The sequence below is a fragment of the Hoylesella buccalis ATCC 35310 genome, from assembly GCF_025151385.1.
Taxonomy (GTDB): domain Bacteria; phylum Bacteroidota; class Bacteroidia; order Bacteroidales; family Bacteroidaceae; genus Prevotella; species Prevotella buccalis.
In genome coordinates this window covers 595,361-622,360 of record NZ_CP102287.1, presented here as the reverse complement: position 1 = coordinate 622,360, position 27,000 = coordinate 595,361, and the positions used below count along the sequence as shown (strand labels likewise).

Sequence of the window (27,000 nt, the reverse complement as noted above, 5' to 3'; positions counted from 1 at the left end):
TAAAAAAGACGTGATAATGTGAAATAATCACATGTTTATTGGTTGGATTATGTGAAAAGTTTTATCTTTGCAGTTGTAATTAAAGATTTTAATATGGAACAACTGCTTAGAAGAAAGGTTGATAGCTATTTGATGGCTTGGAAAGCTAATCCAGATAGAAAACCGCTCATTATTAAAGGTGCCCGTCAGATTGGAAAAACACGCTCAATAGAATGGTTTGCCAGTCAGAACTATAAGACTGTTATCCAAATTAATTTTGTAGAGCAACCAAAATATAAGAATATCTTTGACGATGGATTTGAAGTTGATGCGATTCTTAAAAACATTTCATTGCTCAATCCTGAATTGAAGTTTATACCTGGTGAAACTCTTTTCTTCTTTGATGAGCTTCAAGCTTGTCCAAATTGTGCTACATCATTGAAGTTTTTTAAACTTGATGGACGCTTCGATGTTATCTGTTCCGGTTCATTGATGGGTATTAGTTATCGGGAAATTGAATCTAACAGTGTAGGCTATAAGGAAGATTATGAGATGTATTCCATGGATTTTGAGGAGTTTCTTTGGGCTAAAGGATACAATGATGATTTTGTGGATGAGTTGTATCAGCACATGTTGGAAGTCAAACCACTTGCCAAACTGCAAATGGATGTTCTCTTTGAATTGTTCCGTGATTATGCTACTATCGGAGGTATGCCAGAGGTTGTAAACACATATATCAAGAACAAGAATTTCAGTGGAACTTTGGCCATACAGAAGCAATTGCTCAAAGACTATGAGGAGGATATTACAAAATATGTAGAAGGTTTGGATAAAGCAAAGATTCAAGCCGTTTATAACCACATTTCTACCTTCTTGGCAAAAGAAAACAAGCGTTTCCAGATTACTAAAATTGCAAAGAATGCGCGTAATAGAGATTACATTGGTTGTGTAGAATGGCTTTCTGATGCTGGCGTTATAAACATCTGCTACTGTTTGAATCAACCTGAGCTCCCGCTTAAAGGGAACTATGATCCTAAGCTATACAAGATTTACTATAAAGACACTGGACTTTTGATTGCGTCACTCGATGAGGAAGCACAAGATGATTTGAGAGCCAATAAGAATCTGGGTACATATAAAGGAGCTATATATGAAAACATTGTAGGTGATATGTTGGTAAAGCAGGGTTATAGCCTTTATTACTACAGCAAAGACAGGCCTTCTCTGGAAATGGATTTTTTTATCAGAGATGCTGACTCCCTTATTCCAGTTGAAGTAAAAGCTAATGATGGTGCCACACCGTCATTGAACAAGTTACTAAGTGATGATAAATATCCAGATGTTAAATACGGCATCAAATTAGGATATAAGAATATCGGTTTCAATGGCAAATTCTATATCTTTCCATATTTTTTGTCTTTCTTATTGAAAAGGTTTGTGCGGAGAGGATAAAATAAAGGTCATCCGAAATTTGGAGTGATAGCTCTTATTATAGCGCCACTCCATTTCCATAATGAACCTCATTTGTATTTGTTGTTCACCAATTTTGCCCTTAACAGAAAAGGCTGTAACGGCTCTTGGTTTTATTGATAGCTTTCTATGAAAAAAATGAACCATAAGTTATATAATTGATTAACAGACAATCAATTACGAATACTTAAAAACAAGCGGTTCAAACTCATTGAGTTTGGACTCCAAAGTCAATGACTTTAACTGCCAATGTCATACAGTTTGGTAGCCAAACTCAACGCTATTGATTTCGCTTGGATATCAGATGTAAACAAACACCGAAATAGCTACATTCTATACGAGTATTGTTTTGTATTTTTGCAGGCATAACCAAACTAAAGACATCAAACAATGAAAAAGTTTTTATTTACACTGCTGCTTTTGATGACAAGCACTAATGAAAGGACAAAAACCAACCGGCCAGTACGCAATGTTACACCGAAACAACCTGACGGTTGTTCAAATTCTTGAAGCAGCCATCGAAAGCAACAGGACAGGAAAAGCCATCAAATTATAGCATCATAGGAATGTTTATAACTTTTCCCGTATACTGATTTATGAGGATAGATATCCAATAAAAGCCCATTTCATCGGGAGTCACATCATTATTTTTAGGTATTTTATACAATGCATCGTCATTTGCAACTCTGTTGCGCATTAAATTTTGTATTTTTGTACTTGAGATAGAGAGACAAAGATGAAGTTATCAGACTTAAAAACAGGCGAAACAGGGGTAATTGTTAAAGTTACCGGTCACGGTGGCTTTCGCAAACGCATCGTTGAAATGGGCTTTATCAGCGGGAAAAAGGTTGAAGTGCTATTGAATGCGCCCTTGAAAGACCCCGTGAAATACAAAGTGATGGGTTACGAAGTGTCACTAAGACACTCCGAGGCCGATATGATTGAGGTGGTGTCACTTGAAGAGGCCCGAACGCAAAAACCAGCTGAAAACAATTACCAAGGAGCCATTTCTGATGACGACGTCGATGGAATCCAACGTGTAACAGAACAGCAAATCCGTGCTGTTGCGATGCAGAAGAGCCGAACCATCAATGTAGCCTTGGTGGGAAACCCTAACTGCGGGAAGACATCATTGTTCAATTTTGCATCCGGCGCACACGAAAGAGTGGGCAATTATTCGGGTGTCACCGTCGATGCCAAGGAAGGTCATGCCAGCTTTGAAGGCTATCATTTCAACATAGTTGACCTTCCCGGCACTTATTCGCTTTCGGCTTATTCGCCGGAAGAACTCTATGTGAGAAAACAAATCATCGAGAAAACACCAGATGTCGTCATCAATGTCATAGATACCTCAAACTTGGAGCGAAACTTTTATCTAACGACACAACTCATTGACATGCACCTTCGTATCGTCTGCGCATTAAACATGTACGACGAGTCTGAAGACCGAGGAGACCGGATTCATATCGACAAGCTTTCCGAACTTTTCGGCATCCCGATGGTTCCTACTGTATTTAAAAATGGAAGAGGCGTTAAGGAGCTGTTCCATCAGGTTATTGAGACATACGAAGGCAAGGAAGACGCCCAACCACAATTCCGCCATGTACATATCAATCATGGGCATGAAATAGAGCAAGGCATTGCTGACATCCAGGCTTTCTTGAAACAAGACGAAAATATTCGGCAGCGCTACTCTACCCGATATCTTGGCATCAAGCTGATGGAACACGACCATGACGTGGAAAAAATGATCAGCTCCATGCCCCAGGCAGACAAGATATTTGCTGCCAGGGACAAAGCTGACAGACGCGTAAGGGAGGAAACGAATACCGACAGTGAGACTGCGGTGATGGATGCGAAATACGGCTTTATTCATGGAGCACTGAAAGAGGCTGCCTACAAAACAGGAAACAAGAAAGACACCTACCAGCTTACGCACTGGCTGGACAGCTTTATCACGCATAAAGTATTGGGTTTCCCTATCTTCATAGCCTTGATGTGGCTGATGTTCGAAGTAACTTTCTCACTTGGTCAATACCCCATGGATTGGATAGAATCCGGCGTTGCCTGGCTGGGACAGGCCATTTCCACCTATTTTCCTGACGGCCCCATCAAAGATATGCTCGTCGACGGTGTCATTGGGGGTGTAGGTGCCGTCATCGTCTTCTTGCCACAGATATTAATTCTGTATTTCTTCATCTCTTATATGGAGGACAGCGGTTACATGTCTCGTGCGGCTTTCATCATGGACAAGCTGATGCACAAGATGGGATTGCACGGCAAATCGTTCATTCCTCTCATTGTGGGTTTCGGCTGTAATGTGCCGGCAGTGATGGCAACACGAACCATTGAAAGCCGAAAGTCAAGGCTCATCACCATGCTCATCTTACCCATGATGAGCTGTTCGGCCCGACTTCCCGTTTATATCATGATTATCGGAACGTTCTTCTCGACCCAGTATCGGTCAACGATGATGATGTCGCTGTATCTCATTGGCATCCTCATGGCCGTCTTTCTGGGCTGGTTGTTCAGCAAATTTGTCATCAAGGGTGAAGACACCCCCTTTGTGATGGAACTTCCCCCGTACCGATTACCGACCTGGAAAGCCATCACCAGACATACTTGGGAGAAAGGAAAATTGTACCTCAAGAAGATGGGTGGCATCATCTTGGTGGCCAGTATCATTGTCTGGGCATTGGGCTATTTTCCCCATAACGAGCATCTGTCCAGGGCTGAACAGCAAGAGCAGAGCTATATTGGACGCATTGGCAAGGCCATAGAACCAGTATTCAGAGTTCAAGGTTTTAGTTGGAAACTGGATGTGGGCATCGTGGCAGGTGTTGGAGCTAAAGAGATCGTGGCTTCAACAATAGGTGTACTCTATTCGTCAGAAGGGAGTGTTGAGGAAGATGACGCAACATCAGATGAGCCCGAGAAGTATTCACGACTGAGAAAACAAATGACAGCCGATGGCATCACGCCGCTAACCGCATACGCTTTCTTGCTCTTTATCCTGTTATACTTCCCCTGCGTGGCCGTTATAGCTGCCATCAAAGGCGAAACAGGCAGTTGGAAATGGGCATTGTTCTCGGCCGGTTATACCACGCTTCTGGCATGGATTGTATCTGCAGCCTTCTATCAAATAGGAAGTCTGTTTATCTCATAGTTGCATATTCTTGGACTGTCCAACATTAATTTCAAAAAAATAAACGAAATGTTTGGCATTTTAAGAAAATCAATGTACCTTTGCACACGCAAAAAAGAAACTTGCACCCTTAGCTCAGTTGGTAGAGCAACTGACTCTTAATCAGTGGGTCTAGGGTTCGAATCCCTAAGGGTGTACTTCTTTCTCGCTTGCACCCTTAGCTCAGTTGGTAGAGCAACTGACTCTTAATCAGTGGGTCTAGGGTTCGAATCCCTAAGGGTGTACAATCACTACAAAGGTAAATCAATAGGTCTGAATGAGGACATTTTGGTTTACCTTTTACTTTTTTCTTAACTTCGCACCATCAGCTGAAGTTCAAGTTTCAACGACATGATGACAAAATGATAAGGAATGTAAGTTAGCAGCTTTATGCTGAAACAGCGGCAACTTTTGAAAACCAGCGGTGAAGGGGAAAGAAAAACGCCTGCAAAACATAAATAGTTTACAGGCGTTTTGTTACTTTGTAGTCGGTACGAGAATCGAACTCGTATGCCAAGATTGAGAATCTTGTATCCTAACCATTAGATGAACCGACCGTTTTGCATACGCATCTTTGGCGGAAGCGGGGGGATTCGAACCCCCGGTACGGTAACCCGCACGTCAGTTTAGCAAACTGGTGGTTTCAGCCACTCACCCACACTTCCCTTCCTTTTCATCGTAAAGGAGAATGCACTGTGTCTCAAATGCGGTTGCAAAGGTAATGGTTTATTTCTGAATACCGCAACCAATGTAATGAAAAAAGAATGTTTTTAAAATTTATTAACAAGTTGATTTCAGCGCATGTTATCGTCTACAAACGACAGCGGAAGCAGATCTTTCACGCTTCTGACACAATAGATTTTCTGAGTACCGTACAAGAGAATTTTGATAGGCTTTTTGTATCGGTCTTCTATCTCCAGTATGACCTGTCGACAAGCTCCACAAGGTGTGATGGGACTAGGCAATACGCCTTTCTCGTTCCGGCCTGCAATGGCCAAAGTTTCAATGGGACTGTCGGGATAGTTGGCTTGAGCCGCAAAGACAGCAGTACGCTCTGCGCATAAACCTGATGGGAATGCAGCATTTTCTTGGTTGGCTCCTATCACTATTTTTCCATTTTCAAGTCTTAAAGCAGCGCCCACATAGAATCGGCTGTAATTCGCGTATGCGTTCTTGGTAGCTTCTATGGCGGCCTGAACCAACTCTTGGTCTTGTGGTGAAAGTTCACCAAGCTGATAACTCTCAATCGAGATATTAATGTCAATCTGTTCCATGCATGTTAGGGTTTAAAGTATTCATAGGCGCCGATATCCGGCCGTTCATCTCTCTTTCTGCCATCCCTATCCAAGGGTAAGGATGTTGCTTGGTTGGCTTTTCCTATGGCCAAAGATTTTTCTCGCAATCTGAAATCATATCTCAGGCTATCAGTGTCAATCAAAAGGAAGTTCTTGTGACCAGCCTGAATCGTATCTTTTACATCTTCATATATCACGTTTTTAAAATAAACACTATCTGCTGACTCTTCACGAGGCATGCGTAGCAAACAGTTCTCAAAGGCGAAATGCAACTGAGAGGCATCTTTTCCAGGGTTTCTCATCACCTCATGGGCGGAGTAGCCCGTAACAAGTGAGTTGTTACAAACGAATTGAATTAAGGGCGAAGATGCCGCACTCAATCTTAGAGCCACACCTCTGTTAGAGTCAAATGGATAAAATTGCGCCAAGGTACATCCGTTCATCACCACATCGCCGCCATCAATTGAAACGCAATCGTTGAGGGTATTACTGAAAACAGAATTGTTGATGGAAACTTGCGAATGACGAGTCAGCAAGCCATATCCTTGACAATTGTGGATGGTTGAATTGGCCATGATCAGTTTTTGCTTCGCTATGTCGGCAGAATCAATAACCAAACCATTGTATGCGCCATGGATATCGGCGTACGAAATGGCATTCTCGTTGGAAGAAGGATAAATATGTACGCCCTGCCACTGACCACTCAGCCCATCATAAGGCAGGTAATCGAACATACGATCCAGTCGGTTGCCTCGCAAAACAACTTCTTTTTGCGGTTCTCCCTCAATGGACAGTCGACCATAGACATCAATGCCTGCACGTTGATCGAAATACAATGTCGTACCAGCAGCTATGCGCAAAGTCTTGTTTTCTTCAACTGTCAGTTTTCCAAACACCACAATGGGCTTGGTTCCTGATAGTACTGTATCGTTCTTAACATGATGATCGCGTAAGAAAATGGCATCCCAAGCATAGGCATTCAGATTAACTTTTTGCTCCTTTCCATTCTCCAATGCAAACACAATATTGTCTTCAATGCGTTGCGGCACATCTGCATATTTAGGCGGAGCGGTTAATTCTACATACACACGAATGCTGTCATTCTTTCTAATTTCAATCTCTGAAGTTGCATATCCCACATCTTTACCCAGATAAATACCGTCTACATTGACTCTAAACCCCGTCTGATTGCCCCGTTCTAACCTGACGTTAGAACATCTAATGCCTCCTCCTGAATGGTTATAAACCCAAAAAGATTTGGCTGCCGAGGGAATATTGGAAAAGACGGTATCAAGTTTGATACTGTCAGAGGAGAATGTCAGCAAATGATTAGGTGATGAAGAAAAGGTATCTTCATCATGACATGCGGTGAAACCAATCAGTGCAAACAAACAAACTATAATAGAAAATCGTATATTCATTAATGAATAAACGCTAAAAGTGATTATTTATTTTTGACAACCCCAATAAAGTCTTGACAAGAAATGTAAAATAAGCAATGGTCAATGCAAGCGAGGCAACACAGCTGTGTTTAAACCATTGCACACAACTTTTCATAACTCATCCCAACAAAGTCATTAATAACCATATCTGACAAAGGCTCAATCAACTCAACAGAGTTTGTTGTTGCCAGTCCACAAACCTTCATTTGAGCGGCCTTTCCCGCTTTCAATCCGTTGATACTATCTTCAAATACAACACATTGGTTGTGCGAAACAGCAAAATGAGCAGCAGCTGTAAGGTAACAATCCGGATCAGGTTTACTGCGTTTAAAGTCTTCACTGGTAAGGATAACGTCAAAGAACGTTTCAAATTCTGGGTGACGTTGATATACATTTGCCATTTTCTGTTGGTTGCTACTTGTTACAATGGCCGTATTAACGTGATGCTGTTTCAGGTCTTTGATAAAGGCAATAACTCCAGGAATGAATGCGTAATCCATATTTTTTTCAAACTCAATGAGCTGATTTTCTATTTCATGTTGCGCCTTTTTTTCATCTTTAAAATACCGATCGAATATCTGAGTTAGGGTCTGTCCCTTAATAAGATGGGCAAAATGCGGTATGTCAGGTTTGTAAATCTTACCTAACCGATCCCAACAAACAGTATACTGAGACTCGGTATCCAGTACGACTCCGTCTAAATCAAAAAGTGCTGTGTTAAACATTATTTACCTTATTTTATAGTATGACATGTCAAAGGTACAAAAAATATTCGTATTTTTGCACAAAAAAGAGAAGATGAGGAATCTGTTGTGGGTCATTGTCCTCACCCTTTTTGCATCAGGATGTGATGACAATCACAACAACGTGTTGAAGAAAAATGGTTTACAAGCCATATCCTTTGCGATAGATTCAACCACGTATCTGGCAAACAACGCTCACTCCCCCAAGTGCGAAGTATCCATCCAAATGCAATGTATGCGAGGAAAAAACGCTCTGAAAATCAACCAAACATTGATTCAATCTGGTTTTCTGGTGACAAATAGCTTATCTCAAACAAACGAGTCGACCGACATGGAGAAGGCCCTGCGTACCTTTGTAAGCCAATATATGAATGAATACATCAATACTTATGGTCCGCTTTACCGTGCAGATTCTACCAATCCAACCACCTATAACAGACGTTATCAACTGAAATCGGAACTCCAAAATAACCAAAAAGACATCCTCACATACATCATTTACTTGTCAACAGCTGCGGGAACGTCGCAAACATCAAATCAAACAATTGCAAAAAACTTCAACTTGAAGACTGGAGAGTTAATCACTTTGTCAGACCTGTTCATTGAGGGTTATGAAGAATCTGTAAAAGACATCATTCTTGAAAAGCTTCAAAAACGTTTGAAAAATCATCGAACTGGATTCCAAAAACACGAAGGAAGTTTGACAGATGGCGATATTTACATCACTGATAATTATGTCATTGGCAAGAATAAAATAACTTTCATCTATTGTGAAGATGAGATTGTGTCCCATGAATATGGCGAGGTGAGGGTTGATTTAAGCAAATCTGAATTAAAGAAATACTTAAAATGAACATAGAAGCGATACTGAAATATTTTCCTTCCATAACGGAAGAGCAGAAAAAACAATATGGCATGCTTCAAGAACTGTATAGCGATTGGAACGCAAAAATCAATGTCATTTCACGCAAAGACATTGACCATCTGTATGAACATCATGTTTTGCATTCGCTGTCTATTGCTAAATTGATCGGTTTCATCGATGAAACAAAGATTTTAGACTTAGGGACAGGAGGTGGTTTTCCTGGTATTCCCTTGGCCATTATGTTTCCAAAATGCAACTTCACGCTCATCGATGGAACGGGAAAAAAGGTTCGAGTGGCCGAAGAAATCGCCCATTCCATCGGTCTAAAGAATGTCACAACCAAGCATATCAGAGGTGAAGAAGAAAAAGGTATCTATGATTTTGTGGTGAGTAGAGCCGCCATGTCTCTCCCCGACTTGGCCAAAATCGCCAAGAAGAACATATCCAAAGAGCAACGAAATGTTTTGCCAAACGGAATCATCTGCTTGAAAGGAGGAGATCTTGACGCTGAAATTAAACCGTTCAAACGCATCGTTGAGAACTGTTCGATATCAAATTGGTTTGACGAAGAGTGGTTCAAAGAAAAGAACATTGTCTATCTGCCACTTTAATTTCATAAAACAACAACACTAAAAGACGATAAGTTATGCTCAATATCAAATGCTTCGAGTGCAATATGCTGCAAGAAAACTGCTATGTAGTCAGTGATGAAACCAAGGAATGTATCATCATTGATTGTGGGGCCTTTCATGAAAAAGAGCAGAAAGCCATAGCACAATACATCGAAGCTCAAGGTTTAAAACCTGTTGATTTCATCGCCACGCACGGACATGTCGATCACCATTTCGGCGATCAGTTTGTCTATACAAAATACGGATTAAAGGTGAAAGTTCATCGTGCTGACGCTTTTTTGATGCAACTACTGCAAGAACAAGCTGAAGCGTTTGTGGGTGTTAAGCTTTCTGACGATTTCCCAAGTGTGGGTCAGTATCTCAACCAAGATGATATCATATCCTTCGGAACACACCAATTCACATTGATAGAAACTCCGGGACACACACCTGGAAGCGTGTTCTTTTATTGTCAAGAAGAGGATGTTGCATTTTCAGGCGATACATTGTTTCACCTATCCATCGGAAGAACTGATCTTCAGGGAGGCTCCATGTTCCAGATGATTCAGAGTTTAAGGATGCTTTCACAGCTTCCTGACAACACTAAGATATACCCTGGACATGGTGAACCAACAACAATCGGCACTGAACTCGCAGGAAATCCCTACATGGATCGCTAAAACGAATACGCAATGACAACTCCCCAACAACAGCAAATCAAAGAAAAAGTGATACTGGGAATCGATCCTGGTACCAATGTAATGGGTTATGGCGTCATTAAGATTCTTGAAAGAAAGCCTTCCATGGTAGCCATGGGGGTGATTGACATGCGAAAGACTGATGACCCTTACCTTCGATTGGGACATATTTTTGATCGTATCACTGGCATTATTGATGAATATCTACCCGATGAGATGGCCATTGAAGCACCTTTCTTCGGAAAAAACGTGCAGTCCATGTTAAAGTTGGGACGTGCCCAAGGAGTGGCCATCGCTGCGGCCATTCACCACGATGTACCCATTCATGAATATGCTCCGCTCAAGATTAAGATGGCTATCACTGGTCAAGGTCAGGCCAGTAAGGAACAAGTGGCTGGGATGCTTCAAAGACTTTTGAAAATAAATCAAAGCGAAATGCCGCATTTCATGGACGCTACAGACGCCCTCGGGGCTGCCTATTGCCATTTTCTTCAGATGGGAAGACCCAGCGCAGACAACAAGTACCACGGCTGGAAAGACTTTATCAATAAGAATAAAAACAGACTTTCACAATCGTCTACCAAGTAACAGAACGACAAAAGAACATTCAAAAGATTCATAACCACCCAATTATATCAAATTAAGAACAAGAACAAAAAACATAAGAGAATTATGAAAAAAATCATTATGCTACTCGCTTTCACCTGCACATTTGCAGTGAATGCCATGTCACAAGAAATTTACAATGAAGTAAATCGCATCATGCACCAGGCTGAAGCCATCAAAAATGATACGAAAAGAAACTTGGAAGAGCGGAAAATAGCCACTTTCAAGGCCGATGCTATCTTCTACCTTATCACGAAAGCGGCGCAAAACGACCATTTCACCGAGTTGGAATTGGGGAAACAGACCAATGCCATGATTGACTTTGTCAATAGCTATGTCAAGCGGTTGGCTCGCTCATCCAATAAGCAGGACAAAGAAATCTTGATGGCTCGATTCAAAAATGCCACCGTTCAAAATCCTCTTTTTAACGATCCGGAGAAAGAAATCACCTACGCATATGTTGACAATGAAAAATTCATCACGCAGTTTTCCATTGACACCGATTGGGTAAAAGCATTAAATGCAGTGAAATAACAAGAGGTTGCACCTAAGGGGTGTTCCCAACTCATCAGGCACATTGGCACTCACTTCTTTTGGTGATAATGAAAGTAGTACCAATATGTTTTCCCATAGATATCCCGAATTTTGGTTTGTCTGACCATCTTTTCGGGATATTTTTTTTCCAAATCCTGATAATCTCTGTAATCCGCATCTGTCACCGCATCATGATATACCAGCTTTGGATTTGAACGCGAATGGGTATAAAGCACTAATGCCTCACGATAATGTTTAGGCAACAAGCTGTCAACATGATAGTAACGAGGAAGATGAACCACAAACTTGTCCAAATTTTTATCCAACAAATAGCCGCATAACAAATAATCTCCGGCTGGTTTCTTGGCCTTTCTGCTCTCCGTGATGAGTTTCAAATAGCGCATGACAGGCATCTGCTGTCTAGGTATGACACCGATGTAACGATACACGTCTTTATCTGGTGTCATCAACATTCTCACTGAACTGCCATTTGGCAGCAGCGATTGAGACTCGCCCATCAAAGGATATTCAAACAGACTCTCCCCCATTTTATGCGTCTTTGACAAGCAATAAGCACGCAGCATCACAAGGTTTGAATCGGTTTTCAAATTGTTTTTCCCCACCTCCAGCGCATCTTTGTATTCCTTGTTGACGATAGCCTGTTCCATTTTTGCGCGCTCATGAAATGCCACGTCATGATTACTAAACAGACCTACCAGCACAAACATCACGCCCAGCGACATGATATTTTGCCACAAGAGATGCACAAACACCTCATACGCTTTTCCTTCTTCCACTTGGTGCCTGTTTCTCTTGAGAACCCACATCAGGCCTCCATAGGCCAACAGCAGCAAAGGTGCCGCTATCCACCATCCTCCCAACGAGAAGTTGCGGTCAATGTTATCACTAATATCTGTCAGAATCGTCAGCAGTAGTAATGAGGGGAAAAAGGTAAGCGAGTACCCTATTCCTGAAGGACGACAAAAATAAGATACGCCAAGGTGCACCAGATAGAGTGTCAAGGTAATCAATATTGCCCCGACACCAGCATGGTAAGAGGTTTTTCCCTCTGACAGTATATGTTGCGCCACGGCCAAAACATCAGCTTGGTACACATATAGATACACGAAAGTAAAGCAACAAAAGAGAATGCTGCTCACCCAACGTATCAACAACGTATCATTCAAACGAGCTATAGACTGTGTGATCAAGAGGAGGTGTTTACTTTTTTTTCAAGACCATAGCACTGCGTGCCGGGATGTATAATTTAAGCCACCCCTTGTTTGCTTCTTCGTACAGAGGGTCGAAGTTGGTCAAATGCTCCACGCTATCATCTGTCAAACCATTACCGCCAAACTGGGGATCATCCGTATTCAACACAACTTGATAGCTTCCTGCCGGAGCGAGAAAGCCATAATCAACAAATGATTGGGAGGGCGAGAAGTTAAACACAAACACCAAATCTCCCCGCATGTAGCACAATATTTGATCGCCATCATGATGCCAAATCTCCTGAACCACCGTTTTGTTGAATCCCTTCTGTGATTTCAACAGGTTGACCATCGCGCGGTCGAAGTCGCCCAAATAATGATAATCCAGTTCCTGATTGTCCACCAGGTTCCACTGTCTTCGAGCATATTTATGGCTCCATCCATTTCCTTCTCTTGGAAAATCAATCCATTCAGGATGCCCGAACTCGTTTCCCATGAAGTTAAGATAACCTCCATTCATTGTGGATGCAGTAACCAACCTGATCATCTTGTGAAGTGCTATACCACGATGAACCAGTGCATTTTCATCACCTTTCTTGAAGTGCCAATACATGTCAGCGTCAATCAGCCTGAAGATGATGGTTTTATCACCTACCAAGGCCTGGTCATGACTCTCGCAATACGAGATGGTCTGCTCGTCAGAACGCCGGTTCTTGATTTCCCAAAAGATGGAGCTGGGTTTCCAATCTTCATCCTTCAGCTCTTTGATGGTCTTGATCCAGAAATCGGGTATGTTCATGGACATGCGGTAATCAAAGCCCAAGCCGCCATCCTTCACCTTGGCAGCCAAGCCCGGCATGCCGCTAACCTCTTCGGCAATAGTTATCGCATCTGGGTTCACTTCATGAATAACCTGGTTTGCCAATGTCAGATAACAAATGGCATCACCGTCCTGGTGACCGTTATAATAATCGGAATAGTTGGTAAACGCCTCCCCCAATCCATGGCTATAATAGAGCATCGAGGTGACTCCGTCGAAACGAAACCCATCGAAATGGAATTCTTCCAACCAATATTTACAGTTGGACAGCAAGAAGTGCATCACCTCGTCCTTGCCATAATCAAAGCACAAACTGTCCCATGCAGGATGTTCGCGTCTGTCACCGGGACAGAAATACTGATTAGGATCGCCCGCAAGATTACCCAGTCCCTCAACCACGTTCTTGACTGCATGACTGTGCACGATATCCATGATGACAGCCACGCCCTGCTGATGGGCTGCATCTATCAACTCTTTCAGTTCTTCTGGTGTACCAAATCTCGAGGATGCTGCAAAGAATGAGCTGACATGATAGCCAAAAGAGCCATAATAAGGATGCTCTTGTATGGCCATAATCTGTATGCAGTTATAACCAGCTTTCACGATGCGCGGCAGCACATAATCCTTGAATTCGGTGTATGTACCAACCTTCTCGGCATCCTGCGCCATGCCTATGTGGCATTCGTAGATGAACAACGGATCTCTGGAGGCTTTAAAGTTGGTTGTCTTCCATGCGTAAGGAACCTCTGGACACCATACCTGAGCCGAGAAAATCTTAGTCTGATTGTCTTGAACCACGCGGTTCACCCAAGCCGGAATGCGCTCACCCTGTCCACCTTCCCAATGAACATGCATCTTGTAAAGATCACCATGGTGGATGGAAGTTTTGTCCATCATCAGTTCCCAGTTGCCCGTTCCCTCAACACGCTTGGCGGCATATTCAGGCCGTTCTTCCCAGTTGTTGAAGTCACCAACCAGATAAATGGCCGTCGCATGGGGTGCCCACTCTCTGAACACCCACCCTTCTGCAGTTGGATGCAAACCAAAATAATGGTGTCCCGAAGCAAATTCGCTTAAAGTAAACTTTCCGTTTTGCGTTAAACGTCTTTGGGTTGCCATCGCATGCTCATGCCTGCCGCAGATGGCGTTGGCGTAAGGTTCCAGATAAGGATCATTCTTGATGATACCCAACTCACTCGCTACCTCTTCCTGATGTTTTGTTTCTGCACCCTTTGGGTGGTGTGATGTATTATTTTTCATGATAGACCTGACTTAATATAGGATGTTGATATATATGAAATGTCTAATCCACATAACGACGACCACGTTCGTAATGCCCACGCTGAAGAATCTTTCCATTGCGATCTTTCTCTACAAACTTGCCGTCTCTGGCATCGTCTACATACGACCCTTCAAATCGCTTGCCGTCTTTAGTTTCTTCTATGGCAGGGCCATTGCGCTTGCCATTCTTGAACGTACCCTTGTATTTGCTGCCGTCAGCATAGTGAATAATCACTTCACCATGCACCTTCCCGGCCTTAAAGTCACCTTCAAAAACATCGCCATTCTTCTTCACCAACTTCCCCTTGCCGTTCTGCAAGTCATTTTTCCACAACCCGGTGTAGCGGTCGCCATTGGCCCATGTCATCGTTCCCACACCATTTTTCTCGCCATCTTTGAACGTTCCGGTATATTTATCACCGTTGGCCAAACGGAAGATGCCTTCTCCAGTTCGTTCGCCGTCAACGTATTCGCCTTCGTACAAGTCGCCGTTTTGGAATTTATAGATACCTTTTCCGTTCTGGATATCTCCATACCAGTCGCCTGAATAGACGTCGCCGTCGGCATATTTGTAAAGTCCTTTTCCTTCACGCACATTGTTCTGCCACTGACCGTCATAGCTGGAACCATCGCCCCAATCAAAGTATCCCTTGCCACTTTTCTCATCATCTTTCCACTGCCCTTTGTAATAGGCGCCCGTAGAAAAGGTGTAAGTTCCCTTGCCTTGGCGTTTGTCTTGATACCAGTTACCCTCATAGCGGTCGCCATTGTAATAATACATCACACCGTGACCTTGCTGATAGTCGCGAAACCACAATCCCACATACTTGTTGTTGTTTGCGAAATAATAGGTGCCCCGTCCGTGCTGCTGGTTTTGAAACCACTGACCTTCATATTTTTCTCCATCGGCAAACGTATAGATGCCATACCCCTGTCGTCTGCCTTTTACAAACTCGCCCTCGTAAGTATTGCCATTGCTGTATAGCACGTTGCCCTTCCCCTGAGGCTTACCGCCAGACATTTCACCTTTGTATTGTCCAGTGACGCGAGCTTTGCCCTCGCCTTCGGATATTGTACAAGAGCCCAAGGTGAGTTTTTGGGCAAAAACATAGAATGGAAATAGTAACAATATGATGGATAATAGTTCTTTCTTCACGTGATAACGGGTTTTGTTGTACCGTCCAAAAGTACTTATTTTTACTGAGACAGCAAAGACTATTAGTATTATTTAGTATCTTTGTACGTCTTAAATTAGATTTTTTATGAAGTTTACAGGTATCATACCGGCGCGCTACGGGTCGTCCCGTTTCCCCGGAAAGCCTTTGGCCATGCTGGGTGGCAAGACCGTTATCCAACGGGTGTACGAACAGGTTTCACAGGTATTGGAAGATGCTTTCGTCGCAACTGACGACCAGCGCATCTTTGATGCCGTCACAGCATTTGGCGGAAAAGCGGTGATGACCAGCCCTAACCATCAAAGTGGAACAGACAGAATCGAGGAAGCAGTAGAGCAATTGGGACTGACGTGTGACGTTGTGCTCAACATTCAGGGCGACGAGCCTTTCATTCAGCGACAGCAAATAGAAACGTTGTGCCATTGCTTCGACGACTCCAAGACGCAAATAGCAACGCTGGGAAAACGGTTTGAAAGCCAGGAGGCGCTGGAAAATCCCAACTCACCTAAGATTGTGGTGGATAAAGATGGGTATGCGCTGTATTTCTCAAGGTCGGTCATCCCATTCATCAGAAACAAAAAAGGTGACGAGTGGATGAGCCAATATCCTTTTTTAAAGCATCTGGGCATTTACGCTTACCGCAGGGATGTTCTCAGGGAAATCACACAGCTGCCGCAATCTTCGTTGGAATTGGCCGAAAGTTTGGAACAGTTAAGGTGGTTGCAGAATGGTTATCGTATCAAGGTTGGTCTCACTGACATTGAGACTGTAGGAATAGATACACCCGAAGATTTGGAGCGGGCCGAACGCTTTTTAGGACATTTGCAGCAGGTGGAGTAACTAATGTCCTAATGATGGATTTTCAATAGCATGGACTTTGGCCGCCAAAGTCATTGAGTTTGGGGCTCAATTGCATTGAGTTTGAACGCCAAACTCAATGCTTTTAAAGCCATCTATGTATCATCATGGTTTTCAATTGGTTGGAAGCACCGCTGGTATATGATAAGATGATGTTCATTCGTGAAGCATTTCTACTTTTAAAACCGTTTGCGTTTCTTTTGTCATCTTATAGGGATCGGCCAGCCTCTCCTCAACCACCCACAGTATATGTCCTTGATGATCGGTCAGCACCAGTTGCTGCCGTTTCTCAAACAGCGACATCTTTCGGTCGGTCATGTAGTCGCTCAACAATTTAGTTCCATTCATGCCGAAAGGCTGGAAGCGGTCGGCCGGCTGGACAGGTCTGAGTACTAATGGAAAACTTACTTGGTCAAAATCAATATAGGCACAGCGTTTATCCTTGACGGTTTGAGCCGATATGGGGGCGGCGATAACGGAAAGCCTCACTTTCAACTTAGTATCAAAGCGGTAAACACCTGGTTCCGGAATGGTGAGTGGCTTCTGTGGTTCATTGTTGCGCTGCGCCAACACCAGTTGGTCGCGGTCAATCAGCAACTCGTGCGTCTTGGAGGTCCACACTCTTCCGCTACCGTTGTTTCTGTTTTCATAAATGTTGTCAATCTGCTTGGAGGTGAATTGATGGTTTTTCAGCAAATACCACAATATGTATTCGTGCGTAACCTCCTTGAGGTGGAAATACCAATAAGATCCACGGGGTTTCCATTGGGCCACTCGTTCCATCCACCCGTCAAGGATACTCACAGCATCAGCCAGGCGCAGGGCCGTTTGTAAGATGTTTTGCTGTGCCGCTGGATTGATGCTTTCCAAAAGCGGAATCACTTCCAACCGCATTTTATTGCGCTGAACATCGGGCACTAAATTGGTGCTGTCGGTGATATAATTTTGTTGAATGCTTTGCAGGTAATCCGTTATCTCTTTGCGACTTACACAAAGTAGTGGCCTGTATATATAATCGTTTTTAGGCGCAATGCCCGTCAACCCATGAATGCCCGTTGAGCGAACCAGGTTGATTAAAATGGTCTCTACGCTGTCGTCCTGATGATGACCCACACAAACGCCGCCAGCACCCATGTCCTTACAAAGGTTTTTGAAATGGTCGTATCTCAGCTCGCGGGCCGCCATTTCAATGCTCACATGGTGCAACTCGGCATAAGAGCGCGTGTCAAAATGCGCCAAATGCAGGGGAATGTCAAGTTTTCGGCACAACTCTTGGCAAAAAAGCTCATCCCTATCCGACTCTTCACCGCGTAAACGAAAATTGCAATGGATGGCTTCTAGGCGGTAACCCAGTGTCTTGAGGCAGCGAAGCAGGCACACGCTGTCGGCTCCGCCTGAAAGGGCTACCAGATACAACTCATCTTTGTGAAGCAATGACAAAGATGAGATATAGTTCTGAATATGATGCTCAAACTTATTCAACGTATAAGACGAGGCCCTTCAGATATTCTCCTTCGGGATGGTAAATGTTGATGGGATGATCGGCAGGCTGGTGCAATTGGTGCAGAATGCGAACCTTGCGCTTGGCCTGGGCGGCCGCTGTAAACACGGCATTCCTAAAGTTTTCTTTCGTCACCACCTGTGAACAACTGAACGTAAACAGTATTCCTCCGGGCTTGATGCGCTCGAACCCCTTCACGTTCAGTCGGGTATAGCCCTTCAAAGCATTGCGTAGCGCCGCCCGATGCTTGGCAAAGGCGGGAGGATCCAGCACCACCAGATCGTATTGTGCATCGTGAGCGTCGAGATACTTGAAAGCATCGTCACAGAAAGCCGCATGCCTGGCATCCGACGGGAAGTTCAACTCGATGTTCGCATTGGTCAACTCTACGGCTTTAGCACTGCTGTCAACCGAATGAACGAGCTTGGCCCCACCGCGCATGGCATACACTGAGAAGCCTCCAGTGTAGCAAAACATGTTGAGTACCGAGCGGTTTTTGGCATATTTTTCCAGCAAAGTGCGGTTTTCACGCTGGTCTACGAAAAAGCCAGTCTTTTGCCCTTTCAACCAATCCACATGAAATTTCAGTCCGTTCTCGATAGCTACGTTGTCATCGCTGCCACCATAGAGGAATCCATCCTGTTGTCCCAATTCGGCTTTGAACGGCAAAGTGGTCTCACTTTTATAGAAAACATGCTCGATACGACTGCCCATCACGCTCCTAAGAGCCTCACATATAGGCAGTCTTTCCACGTGCATTCCGACGCTATGCGCTTGCATGACAGCCGTTTTCCCATAACAATCAATGATTAAGCCTGGCAACATGTCGCCTTCACCATGCACCAATCGGTAGGTGTTGTTTGTTGGATTGTCGGCAATACCAATGGCAATGCGCATATTCAGGGCAGCCTTTAGTCTTGACTCCCAAAACTCTTGGTCAATAGTGATATCCCTAAACGACAATACTCGCACAGCGATGGAGCCGATTTGGTAATGCCCTATCGCAATGAACTCTCGGTGAAAGGTCACTACTTTGACAAGTTCGCCTTCTTCAATCCCATCATCCATCCGAAGGATTGCACCAGAAAAAATCCAGGGATGGAAGCGTTTGAGCGACTCTTCTTTACCCTTTTTAAGCTGTATGGTTTTGGTTGTCATCTTTTACTTGTTTAGCGTTATTTTCTTCTTCGTCAGGTATGAGCGTATAATCGCCTGTTTCTTTCAGCCTAAGTATTTCTTCATACAACATGATACAGGCCCATGCGTCAGTGGCTGCGTATAGCTTTTGTTTATCTGTGAGGTTCTCCTGGTCCCAATTGGTGAGGCGCTGACGCTTGCTAATCTTTTGATGAAAGATATTTGCATACAACTTCTGAAGACTTAAATCTTTGATTCCGAGTTCACCGACAATATCTTGTAAATCAATGAAATATCCTTTCTCAAAATCACATCTTTTATGCAACATCAACAAGTCGTCATGCCACGACAATCCAATCATCTTGGTTTTCGTGTTCTCCAGCAAGAGTTTGATGGCTGGAGTGATGCCTAACATATTAAGACGGAACAAGAAACAAATCTCCCTGGTAGCGACCTGAAACAATGAAACTTGGTAAGATTGTCCTTTTCTGAATACGGGACGCGTTTCGGTATCTACGCCTAAAATGTCTTGAGCCAACAAGAATTTCACCGCTTTTTCTGCCATTTTTTCGGTGGTCACGACAATGATTCGACCTGAAAATAAAACTTGTGGGAGTGTGTGGATGGCTTCCTTGTTGAATTTGCTATAGATAATTCTCTTCATAACCCATATTCTTATGAATTGCAAAAATAGAAAAAAGTTATCAAAACGTGAAGGATTCTGACATATTTACGCTATTTTTGCATTCAAATCACATAGACTTGATATGGGAATAAAAAGAAAGAAGCCCGAGCGAAAACCAAAGAATGTGGGTGAAGCTGTAGGCTTTCAAAATATCTTCAGCAACGAAAAAACAGATTTTCTCTTAGGTGCTATCCTATCGGTCATTGCACTGTACGTCATCGTTGCAATGGTTAATTATTTTTATACGGGACAGGCAGACCAAAGTATCCTGGAGGATTTGCGGCCAAGAGAATGGATGAATGCTGATCGTACCTTCTCAAATTATTGCGGAAGTATCGGTGCTATCATCGCTTATACGCTGATTACAGTCAACTTTGGTATTCCCGCATTTCTGATACCTCTGTTCATTATTTTGCTGGGACTTAGCTTAATGAAAGTCTACAAGATTAACCTATGGAAATGGTTTCTTGGCATGGCTCTCGTTATGATATGGAGTTCTGTCACGCTTGCCAAGTTTGCAACACCGCTGATGGGTGAACTTGTGTTCAATCCTGGTGGCCGACATGGCATGTTCTGCGTACAACAATTAGAGAATTTAGTAGGTCCTCCCGGTTTAACAGCCATTTTGTTGTTGGTGGCACTGGCGTTTTTAACTTATTTAAGTGCCGAAACAATAGAAGTGATTCGAAAGGCATTGAACCCCGTGAAGTACTTAACTCGTAAGATTCCATTCACGGTAACGAATCTCACCCGTCATGATAACACTGCTTCTGCGGTTAAGTCAGAGGAGGAAGATGAGGCTCAGCCCATTGGCAACACGTCATCTGATGATGAAGAAGACTCAAAGCCAACAGTGGTAGATTTAACAGATGTATCTAAATTTACAAACACCTCTACGAAAAAATCCAACGGAAAGACTGCTTCCACACAGCCTTCAAGTGAAGACGGGGCATCACATCTGACGGTCGAAGTGGCTGCTGAAGATGAGAAAGCGTCTGGCAAGACATTGACAGCAGAAGAGGTTTTGAAGACACCTATCAACCCCAAAGAGCCTTTCTTGAAGTATAAATATCCCGGGCTTGACTTGTTAAAGAAATACGAGAGCGACAACAAGCCATTGGTAGACATGGACGAAATCAAGGCTAACAATGCTCGTATCGTAGAAGTACTTAACAGTTTTGGTGTTTCAATCCGTGAGATTAAGGCCACGGTAGGCCCAACTATCACCCTCTATGAGATTACGCCAGCCGAAGGAGTGCGCATCTCTAAAATCAGAAACCTGGAGGATGACATCGCTTTAAGCCTTGCCGCATTGGGAATACGCATCATCGCTCCCATCCCAGGAAAGGGTACCATTGGTATTGAGGTGCCAAACAAGAAACCGACTATCGTATCCATGGAAAGCATATTGAACTCTAAAAAGTTCCAAGAGTCAACCATGGAGCTGCCTTTAGCCATAGGAAAGACCATCACTAACGAGGTGTTTATGGTGGATTTGGCAAAGATTCCCCATCTTTTAGTCGCTGGTGCAACGGGACAAGGTAAGTCTGTCGGGCTGAATGCCATCATCACTTCGCTGCTTTACAAGAAGCACCCCAATGAGTTGAAGATTGTCTTAATCGACCCCAAAAAGGTGGAATTCAGTGTTTACTCTCCTATTACAGACCACTTCATGGCATCAGTTCCAGACAATGATGATGAGCCTATCATCACCGATGTGACGAAAGTTGTTAGGACGCTAAATTCACTTTGCACCTTGATGGATCATCGCTATGACATGCTGAAGATAGCCGGAGCACGAAACATCAAGGAGTATAACAAGAAATTCATCAATCACCAGCTAAACTTAACCAAAGGACATGAATACATGCCCTACATCGTTGTCGTAATTGATGAGTATGGCGATCTGATTATGACTGCTGGAAGAGAGGTTGAAGCCCCCATCACTCGTATCGCACAGTTGGCCCGTGCCGTGGGCATACACATGGTTATCGCCACTCAACGACCCACCGCCAACATCATTACTGGTAACATCAAGGCCAACTTCCCCGGCAGAATGGCCTTCAAGGTAAGTGCCATGATCGACTCGAGAACCATCCTTGACCGTCCTGGTGCCAACCAATTGGTGGGACGAGGCGACCTGCTTTTCCTCAATGGAAACGAGCCTGTCCGCGTTCAGTGTGCATTTGTTGACACACCAGAGATTGAGAGAATCAATCAATTCATAGCCAGTCAGCCCGGTCCGGTGTCACCTTTGGAGTTGCCCGAACCTGCTGTTGACGGGAAAACTGGTACCGCGGGTGCGGGAGGTGGCGACATACAAAGTCTCGATCCCTTCTTCGAAGAAGCAGCCCATGCCATCGTCACAAGTCAGATAGGCTCAACCAGTATGATTCAAAGGCGGTTCTCTATCGGGTACAACCGCGCGGGAAGGCTGATGGATCAGCTCGAAGCGGCCGGCATTGTTGGTCCCGCTCAAGGCAGCAAACCAAGGGATGTGCTGGTGCAAGACGAAGCTTCACTCAACTCAATCATTGCTGCCATCCATTCAACATAAAAGAAAATATAAAATGAAAAGATATCTATTTTTAAACGTACAGAGAGTAATTATATTCCTATTTGCAGTCACCTTATATACAAATGCAAGCAGTCAAAGTAATTCGCAGACCCGAAAAATACTGGATAGGACAGCCCAAGTGGTTGGAAGAGCAGGTGGTGCGAGTGTAAACTTCACGATTGCAAGTGCGAAAATGGGAAAGACTTCCGGTACTATTGCCATCAAGGGCAACAAGTTTCATGCACGAACACCCCAAGCCATGGTGTGGTTTGACGGCAAAACGCAGTGGAGCTACATGAAGAGCACCAACGAGGTGAACATCTCTACCCCATCGCGTTCGCAGCAAATCTCCATGAATCCCTACACCTTCATCAACATGTATAAGGCGGGATATCGACTGAGTCACCGTGTAAAAGGAAACAATTACGAAGTACACATGGTTGCCCAAAACAAGAACAATGGCATACCTGAAATGTACATCTCCATCAACAAGCGAACCTACAATCCGTCGCAAGTAAAAATCAAACAAGGGGGTAGCTGGACCGTCATCAACATCAGCAACTTTAAAGCCAAGAACCTTCCCAACAGCACTTTCGTATTCCAATCGAAAGACTTGCCGTCTGCCGAGGTTATTGACTTGAGATAGTCACAGCCAAGCTAGCGAACAAGAAATCACCTATCAATATTTAACCACATGAAGTCAATGGAACGATCACAGCTGTTAGCAGATTTCAAACAACGATTTGACTTGTTCAAGATGATTTGGCGCCATCGGAAACTAGCCGAGAAACGCAATTTAAGTTTTGAACAAAACAAGGCTGCCAAGTACGTCATGTGGGGAATGACCATTTTTGGGTTCGTTTATTTTTGCTTCATCGCCATTCTTTTTTCATTGGCAGCCAATGACAGCCGCTCCTACACCCCAGTTGAATTCGTCTGCGGAACAGTTCCTTTCATCCTTGTGCTTGATTTTTTATTTAGATTTGCCTTCCAAGAAATCCCCGCACAGCTCATTAAGCCCTACGTTCTGTTGCCCATTTCCAAGTATGCTTGCATTGACAATTTCATCGGAACATCACTTCTTTCTGGATACAACTTCACCTGGTTCTCCTTTTATGTTCCCTATGTACTGATGTCGGTCGTCTTCAGTTCTGGTGTATGGGTATCACTCGGCGTGTTATTCTTCTTTTGGCTACTCATGCTGATCAATACACAATGGTATTATATTGCACGAACCTTAACCAATGACAGCGCACTTTGGTGGATATTGGTGGGCGTGGTTTATGCCATCATGGCCATGCCTTGGTATTTAGGCAAGCATGCCAGAATAGATCACCTGTTTGACTTTTATACTGGCATAGGACATTTCATCACAGATGGTAGCCTTCTCCCCTACCTCGTCCTTGTAGCCTTATTGGTTCTTCTTTTCTTCCTCAACCGACGCATCCAGTATGCACACATCCAGTCAGAATTGATGCATTTAGAAAAAACGAACCTGCGCCATGTCAATAAGCTTTCGTTCTTTGAGCGATTTGGACAAACAGGTCTTTACCTACAACTTGAGGTAAAAAACTTATTGCGCAACAAGAATCCCCGAAAAAGCTTCATTACCTCCGTCAGTGTGGTGTTCGTTTTCTCTGTCTTCCTCTCTTTTACAGACATCTACGACAGCGGCGCCATGGTCTCGTTCTTGGGTTGTTACAACTTTGTTGTCTTTGGTGCGGTGATGCTGACACGCATCATGTGCAATGAAGGCAACTACATAGATTGCCTCATGGTGCACCAGGAAAACATTCTATCACTACTCAAAGCGAAATATATATTCTACTGCGCTATGTTGTTAGTACCCTTCCTGTTGATGATCCAAACAGTCGTTGTTGGCAAATGGTCATTGCTCATGCTTCTGGCTTATGCTGTATTTACGGCAGGTTTTCAATATTTCATCCTTTTCCAAATGGCCGTCTACAACAAGCAAACCTTACCGCTCAACACCAAATACATAAGTAAGGCCGGAATGGAAAACAACTACAGACAGCTGGTTGTCACCATGGGATGTCTCTTTGTACCCAGCATTCTCATTACCACATTGAGCGGTTTCATGAGCGAACAACAGGTCTATGCCTTCATGTTGGTCGTAGGCGTAGCTTTCATCGCCACCAGTAAGTTTTGGCTTCGCAATATTTATAACAGGATGATGCGCAAGAAATACCAACTGCTGGAAGGCTTTCAAAGCTCACGATAGCGCTGACACGCAAATTGACGAACTAGACTAAAACTTCTCTGCGGCCAATCCTCCTTCGCTGGTTTCTTTATAAAGCGAAGGTAAGTCGTGTCCTGTTCTCTTCATCACTCTCACCACCTTATCAAACGACACACGATGTTTGCCGTCTGAAAACGAGGAGTATAAGTTCGCATCCAATGCCCGGGTTGCGGCAAAAGCGTTGCGCTCGATACACGGAATCTGAACCAAACCACATACTGGATCACAGGTCATACCCAAATGGTGTTCAAGCCCCATCTCGGCCGCATACTCTATTTGCATGGTACTGCCACCAAACAACTGGCACGCTGCCGCAGCAACCATAGCGCAAGCCACGCCCACCTCGCCCTGACATCCTACGTCAGCGCCAGAGATAGACGCATTGTGCTTCACGATGTTACCAAACAGTCCAGCCGTGGCCATAGCGTGTAGGATGCGCGTATCACTGAATTCGTGTCCCTTGGCCAAATGATACAACACCGCTGGCATCACACCAGATGCACCACAGGTGGGGGCTGTGACAATAGTTCCACCGGAAGCATTCTCCTCACTCACCCCCAGTGCGTATGCATATACAAGTCCACGTGTTTGCAAAGACCTCTTGTACCCCGTCGCCTTCACATAGTAGCTGGGCGCTTTTCGACGAAGATTCAGGGGACCGGGCAGCACTCCTTCATGATTGATGCCTCGTTCTACAGCCGCTTTCATCACGTTCCAACATTCCATGAGATAGTCCCAAATATCATCACCTTCACACATGGCGACATATTCCCAGTAGCTTCGACCATTGGTTTCACACCATTTCATAATGTCCTTCATGGTGTTCAAATCGTACACATCCTGGGTATTGAACAGATCATCATCGCCTTTTCCTTCCGACAAGGCACCGCCACCGACACTATATACCACCCAGCTGCCCAACAGTTCCTGGTGCTCACCAAAAGCCTTGAACTCCATTCCGTTGGGATGGAATGGAAGAAATATCTTGGGTTTCCACACTATTTCCAACTTATGGTTCACTCCCAGTACGTCAATGATAGCCACGTCGGTCATGTGCCCTTTGCCCGTTGCGGCCAAACTGCCATAGAGCGTCACTTCGTAACTATGGGCATGAGGATATTTCTCCAAGAATATCTTTGAAGCCAATTGAGGTCCCATGGTATGACTGCTGGAGGGTCCCCTACCTATTTTATACAATTCTTTCAACGATTTCATAACTTCACGTTTGTTTTTGATCGACTCAAATCGATGTCTTGAAACTTCGAAATACAATCTGGTACAAAGGTAGCTATTTTTTCTAATGCTAGTTTGCTATTCCATGAATTTTTATTTATCTTCGCACGAATAAAGGTATAATATGGACATTGATTTGATTCTTCGCATAATGATAGCTGCATTGTTAGGCGGTATCATCGGTTTAGAACGCGAATACAGAGCCAAAGAAGCAGGTTTTCGCACACACTTTCTCGTAGGCCTGGGCAGTGCACTCTTCATGGTGGTATCTCAGTACGGTTTTGAACACATTCTTGCCACACAGCCAAATGTGTCTTTAGACCCTTCGCGCATTGCTTCACAAGTTGTGTCGGGCATAGGTTTCATCGGTGCCGGCACCATTATTTTCCAAAAACAGGTGATTCGCGGACTCACAACGGCCGCAGGTTTATGGGCAACGGCCGCCATCGGTCTGGCATGCGGAGCTAGCATGTATGTAATTGCTGTGGCTTCAACAATCATGGTGCTTGCCTGCTTGGAAACGTTGAATTATACGATGAAACGTTTTGGCAACCGAAACATTAATCTCACATTTACCGCTTCTGACAAGACACACATCCAAGAAATCCTGAATCATCTTGACCAAGAAAAGATAACCATCAACTCATACGAGATTCACCCTGAAAAAACTAGCATAGGAGCTAACTACAACGTCGAAATGGAAATAACCATTAAGCGAGCCAAAGCCAATAACCACATTTTGTCTTTAATATCTCATTTTGAGGGAGTTACGGTAAAAAGTATTGAGTAAAGCTTTTGCTTTGTTCGGCAACAAACTATCAATCCATTTTCAAAGTGTCTTATACTGAAATAGCT

The 27,000-nt window shown here is 43.9% G+C and carries 22 protein-coding genes and 4 tRNA genes; 14 read left to right on the top strand and 12 right to left on the bottom strand.

Annotated features, from left to right (window positions below; translation table 11 throughout):
• Positions 1-93 precede the first annotated feature (93 nt).
• From NQ518_RS02755 to NQ518_RS02740, 4 genes are all read left to right on the top strand, one after another.
• Positions 94-1,431 carry an ATP-binding protein gene (locus tag NQ518_RS02755; RefSeq protein WP_227207218.1) on the top strand — a complete coding sequence of 446 codons (1,338 nt, stop codon included), beginning with the start codon at positions 94-96 and terminating at the stop codon, positions 1,429-1,431.
• 754 nt (positions 1,432-2,185) lie between these two features.
• On the top strand, positions 2,186-4,615 hold the full coding sequence (feoB, locus tag NQ518_RS02750; RefSeq protein ID WP_227207220.1) for a ferrous iron transport protein B: 2,430 nt from the start codon (positions 2,186-2,188) through the stop codon (positions 4,613-4,615).
• A 103-nt stretch (positions 4,616-4,718) separates the two neighbouring features.
• Positions 4,719-4,791, top strand: a tRNA-Lys gene (locus NQ518_RS02745).
• A gap of 14 nt (positions 4,792-4,805) precedes the next feature.
• Positions 4,806-4,878 (top strand) — tRNA-Lys (locus NQ518_RS02740).
• Positions 4,879-5,118: 240 nt separating this feature from the next.
• Here the strand turns inward: NQ518_RS02740 and NQ518_RS02735 are convergent.
• The 5 genes from NQ518_RS02735 to NQ518_RS02715 form a co-directional block, all read right to left on the bottom strand.
• A tRNA-Glu gene (locus NQ518_RS02735) sits at positions 5,119-5,190 on the bottom strand.
• 18 nt (positions 5,191-5,208) lie between these two features.
• Positions 5,209-5,298 (bottom strand) — tRNA-Ser (locus NQ518_RS02730).
• Between the two features lie 129 nt (positions 5,299-5,427).
• Positions 5,428-5,907, bottom strand: a complete 480-nt coding sequence (cdd, locus tag NQ518_RS02725; protein ID WP_227207222.1) for a cytidine deaminase — start codon at positions 5,905-5,907, stop codon at positions 5,428-5,430.
• Between the two features lie 5 nt (positions 5,908-5,912).
• A complete protein-coding gene (locus NQ518_RS02720) occupies positions 5,913-7,349 on the bottom strand; it encodes a right-handed parallel beta-helix repeat-containing protein (RefSeq protein WP_227207223.1) in 1,437 nt (478 codons plus the stop codon).
• 110 nt (positions 7,350-7,459) lie between these two features.
• Complete coding sequence (locus tag NQ518_RS02715) at positions 7,460-8,095, bottom strand: HAD family hydrolase (protein WP_227207225.1); 636 nt, start codon at positions 8,093-8,095, stop codon at positions 7,460-7,462.
• 142 nt (positions 8,096-8,237) lie between these two features.
• Here NQ518_RS02715 and NQ518_RS02710 point away from each other — a divergent pair, with 142 nt between their 5' ends.
• The 5 genes from NQ518_RS02710 to NQ518_RS02690 all read left to right on the top strand — a co-directional run bounded on the left by NQ518_RS02710 (position 8,238) and on the right by NQ518_RS02690 (position 11,427).
• A complete protein-coding gene (locus NQ518_RS02710; protein WP_227207227.1) occupies positions 8,238-8,966 on the top strand; it encodes a DUF3298 domain-containing protein in 729 nt (242 codons plus the stop codon).
• On the top strand, positions 8,963-9,589 hold the full coding sequence (gene rsmG / locus NQ518_RS02705; RefSeq protein ID WP_227960936.1) for a 16S rRNA (guanine(527)-N(7))-methyltransferase RsmG: 627 nt from the start codon (positions 8,963-8,965) through the stop codon (positions 9,587-9,589). Before NQ518_RS02710 ends, rsmG begins: the two co-directional genes overlap by 4 nt.
• A gap of 35 nt (positions 9,590-9,624) precedes the next feature.
• The gene (locus NQ518_RS02700) at positions 9,625-10,269 is read left to right on the top strand and encodes an MBL fold metallo-hydrolase (RefSeq protein WP_227207232.1); all 645 of its coding nucleotides are present in this window, start codon (positions 9,625-9,627) and stop codon (positions 10,267-10,269) included.
• A 12-nt stretch (positions 10,270-10,281) separates the two neighbouring features.
• On the top strand, positions 10,282-10,875 hold the full coding sequence (gene ruvC / locus NQ518_RS02695; RefSeq protein ID WP_227207234.1) for a crossover junction endodeoxyribonuclease RuvC: 594 nt from the start codon (positions 10,282-10,284) through the stop codon (positions 10,873-10,875).
• Positions 10,876-10,959: 84 nt separating this feature from the next.
• Positions 10,960-11,427 carry a hypothetical protein gene (locus NQ518_RS02690; protein WP_227207235.1) on the top strand — a complete coding sequence of 156 codons (468 nt, stop codon included), beginning with the start codon at positions 10,960-10,962 and terminating at the stop codon, positions 11,425-11,427.
• 50 nt (positions 11,428-11,477) lie between these two features.
• On the opposite strand, the gene NQ518_RS02685 is transcribed toward NQ518_RS02690, so the two are convergent.
• From NQ518_RS02685 to NQ518_RS02675, 3 genes are read right to left on the bottom strand one after another with little or no spacing between them, the layout of a single operon-like run.
• Positions 11,478-12,638 (bottom strand): DUF6057 family protein, encoded by a 1,161-nt coding sequence (locus NQ518_RS02685; protein ID WP_227207236.1) that lies wholly within the window; start codon positions 12,636-12,638, stop codon positions 11,478-11,480.
• A 10-nt stretch (positions 12,639-12,648) separates the two neighbouring features.
• Positions 12,649-14,718, bottom strand: a complete 2,070-nt coding sequence (locus NQ518_RS02680; protein WP_227207238.1) for an alpha amylase C-terminal domain-containing protein — start codon at positions 14,716-14,718, stop codon at positions 12,649-12,651.
• Positions 14,719-14,761: 43 nt separating this feature from the next.
• Positions 14,762-15,895: an MORN repeat-containing protein gene (locus tag NQ518_RS02675; RefSeq protein WP_227207239.1), complete on the bottom strand. Its 1,134-nt coding sequence runs from the start codon at positions 15,893-15,895 to the stop codon at positions 14,762-14,764.
• Positions 15,896-16,001: 106 nt separating this feature from the next.
• On the opposite strand from NQ518_RS02675, the gene kdsB reads away from it, so the two are divergent.
• Complete coding sequence (kdsB, locus tag NQ518_RS02670; RefSeq protein WP_227207241.1) at positions 16,002-16,754, top strand: 3-deoxy-manno-octulosonate cytidylyltransferase; 753 nt, start codon at positions 16,002-16,004, stop codon at positions 16,752-16,754.
• Positions 16,755-16,928: 174 nt separating this feature from the next.
• Here the strand turns inward: kdsB and tilS are convergent, their stop codons facing one another.
• Genes tilS through NQ518_RS02655 form a run of 3 tightly spaced genes read right to left on the bottom strand, consistent with a single transcriptional unit; the run spans position 16,929 to position 20,074 of the window.
• On the bottom strand, positions 16,929-18,254 hold the full coding sequence (tilS, locus tag NQ518_RS02665) for a tRNA lysidine(34) synthetase TilS (RefSeq protein ID WP_227207243.1): 1,326 nt from the start codon (positions 18,252-18,254) through the stop codon (positions 16,929-16,931).
• On the bottom strand, positions 18,247-19,431 hold the full coding sequence (locus NQ518_RS02660; RefSeq protein WP_227960938.1) for a class I SAM-dependent rRNA methyltransferase: 1,185 nt from the start codon (positions 19,429-19,431) through the stop codon (positions 18,247-18,249). Before NQ518_RS02660 ends, tilS begins: the two co-directional genes overlap by 8 nt.
• Positions 19,406-20,074, bottom strand: a complete 669-nt coding sequence (locus tag NQ518_RS02655; protein ID WP_227207247.1) for a 3'-5' exonuclease — start codon at positions 20,072-20,074, stop codon at positions 19,406-19,408. The genes NQ518_RS02660 and NQ518_RS02655 overlap by 26 nt, the downstream gene beginning before the upstream one ends.
• Before the next feature lie 109 nt (positions 20,075-20,183).
• Between NQ518_RS02655 and NQ518_RS02650 the strand changes: the two genes are divergently transcribed.
• From NQ518_RS02650 to NQ518_RS02640, 3 genes are read left to right on the top strand one after another with little or no spacing between them, the layout of a single operon-like run.
• Positions 20,184-22,652 carry an FtsK/SpoIIIE family DNA translocase gene (locus NQ518_RS02650; protein ID WP_227962438.1) on the top strand — a complete coding sequence of 823 codons (2,469 nt, stop codon included), beginning with the start codon at positions 20,184-20,186 and terminating at the stop codon, positions 22,650-22,652.
• Between the two features lie 13 nt (positions 22,653-22,665).
• A complete protein-coding gene (locus NQ518_RS02645; RefSeq protein WP_227207249.1) occupies positions 22,666-23,298 on the top strand; it encodes a LolA-like putative outer membrane lipoprotein chaperone in 633 nt (210 codons plus the stop codon).
• Between the two features lie 57 nt (positions 23,299-23,355).
• Positions 23,356-24,894 (top strand): DUF5687 family protein, encoded by a 1,539-nt coding sequence (locus NQ518_RS02640; protein ID WP_227207251.1) that lies wholly within the window; start codon positions 23,356-23,358, stop codon positions 24,892-24,894.
• 27 nt (positions 24,895-24,921) lie between these two features.
• Here the strand turns inward: NQ518_RS02640 and NQ518_RS02635 are convergent, their stop codons facing one another.
• Complete coding sequence (locus NQ518_RS02635; RefSeq protein WP_227207253.1) at positions 24,922-26,127, bottom strand: L-serine ammonia-lyase; 1,206 nt, start codon at positions 26,125-26,127, stop codon at positions 24,922-24,924.
• Between the two features lie 142 nt (positions 26,128-26,269).
• Here NQ518_RS02635 and NQ518_RS02630 point away from each other — a divergent pair, with 142 nt between their 5' ends.
• The gene (locus tag NQ518_RS02630; protein WP_227207255.1) at positions 26,270-26,935 is read left to right on the top strand and encodes an MgtC/SapB family protein; all 666 of its coding nucleotides are present in this window, start codon (positions 26,270-26,272) and stop codon (positions 26,933-26,935) included.
• The last annotated feature ends 65 nt before the right edge of the window (positions 26,936-27,000 follow it).

Bases quoted from the DNA above. Each gene is read 5' to 3' on its own strand.
- NQ518_RS02640 (WP_227207251.1), top strand. From the start codon at position 23,356: ATGGAACGATCACAGCTGTTAGCAGATTTCAAACAACGATTTGACTTG.
- NQ518_RS02720 (WP_227207223.1), bottom strand. From the start codon at position 7,349: ATGAATATACGATTTTCTATTATAGTTTGTTTGTTTGCACTGATTGGT.
- NQ518_RS02680 (WP_227207238.1), bottom strand. From the start codon at position 14,718: ATGAAAAATAATACATCACACCACCCAAAGGGTGCAGAAACAAAACAT.
- NQ518_RS02700 (WP_227207232.1), top strand. From the start codon at position 9,625: ATGCTCAATATCAAATGCTTCGAGTGCAATATGCTGCAAGAAAACTGC.
- NQ518_RS02630 (WP_227207255.1), top strand. From the start codon at position 26,270: ATGGACATTGATTTGATTCTTCGCATAATGATAGCTGCATTGTTAGGC.
- NQ518_RS02645 (WP_227207249.1), top strand. From the start codon at position 22,666: ATGAAAAGATATCTATTTTTAAACGTACAGAGAGTAATTATATTCCTA.
- NQ518_RS02690 (WP_227207235.1), top strand. From the start codon at position 10,960: ATGAAAAAAATCATTATGCTACTCGCTTTCACCTGCACATTTGCAGTG.
- NQ518_RS02655 (WP_227207247.1), bottom strand. From the start codon at position 20,074: ATGAAGAGAATTATCTATAGCAAATTCAACAAGGAAGCCATCCACACA.
- kdsB (WP_227207241.1), top strand. From the start codon at position 16,002: ATGAAGTTTACAGGTATCATACCGGCGCGCTACGGGTCGTCCCGTTTC.
- cdd (WP_227207222.1), bottom strand. From the start codon at position 5,907: ATGGAACAGATTGACATTAATATCTCGATTGAGAGTTATCAGCTTGGT.
- feoB (WP_227207220.1), top strand. From the start codon at position 2,186: ATGAAGTTATCAGACTTAAAAACAGGCGAAACAGGGGTAATTGTTAAA.
- NQ518_RS02635 (WP_227207253.1), bottom strand. From the start codon at position 26,127: ATGAAATCGTTGAAAGAATTGTATAAAATAGGTAGGGGACCCTCCAGC.
- NQ518_RS02715 (WP_227207225.1), bottom strand. From the start codon at position 8,095: ATGTTTAACACAGCACTTTTTGATTTAGACGGAGTCGTACTGGATACC.
- NQ518_RS02660 (WP_227960938.1), bottom strand. From the start codon at position 19,431: ATGACAACCAAAACCATACAGCTTAAAAAGGGTAAAGAAGAGTCGCTC.
- rsmG (WP_227960936.1), top strand. From the start codon at position 8,963: ATGAACATAGAAGCGATACTGAAATATTTTCCTTCCATAACGGAAGAG.
- ruvC (WP_227207234.1), top strand. From the start codon at position 10,282: ATGACAACTCCCCAACAACAGCAAATCAAAGAAAAAGTGATACTGGGA.
- NQ518_RS02755 (WP_227207218.1), top strand. From the start codon at position 94: ATGGAACAACTGCTTAGAAGAAAGGTTGATAGCTATTTGATGGCTTGG.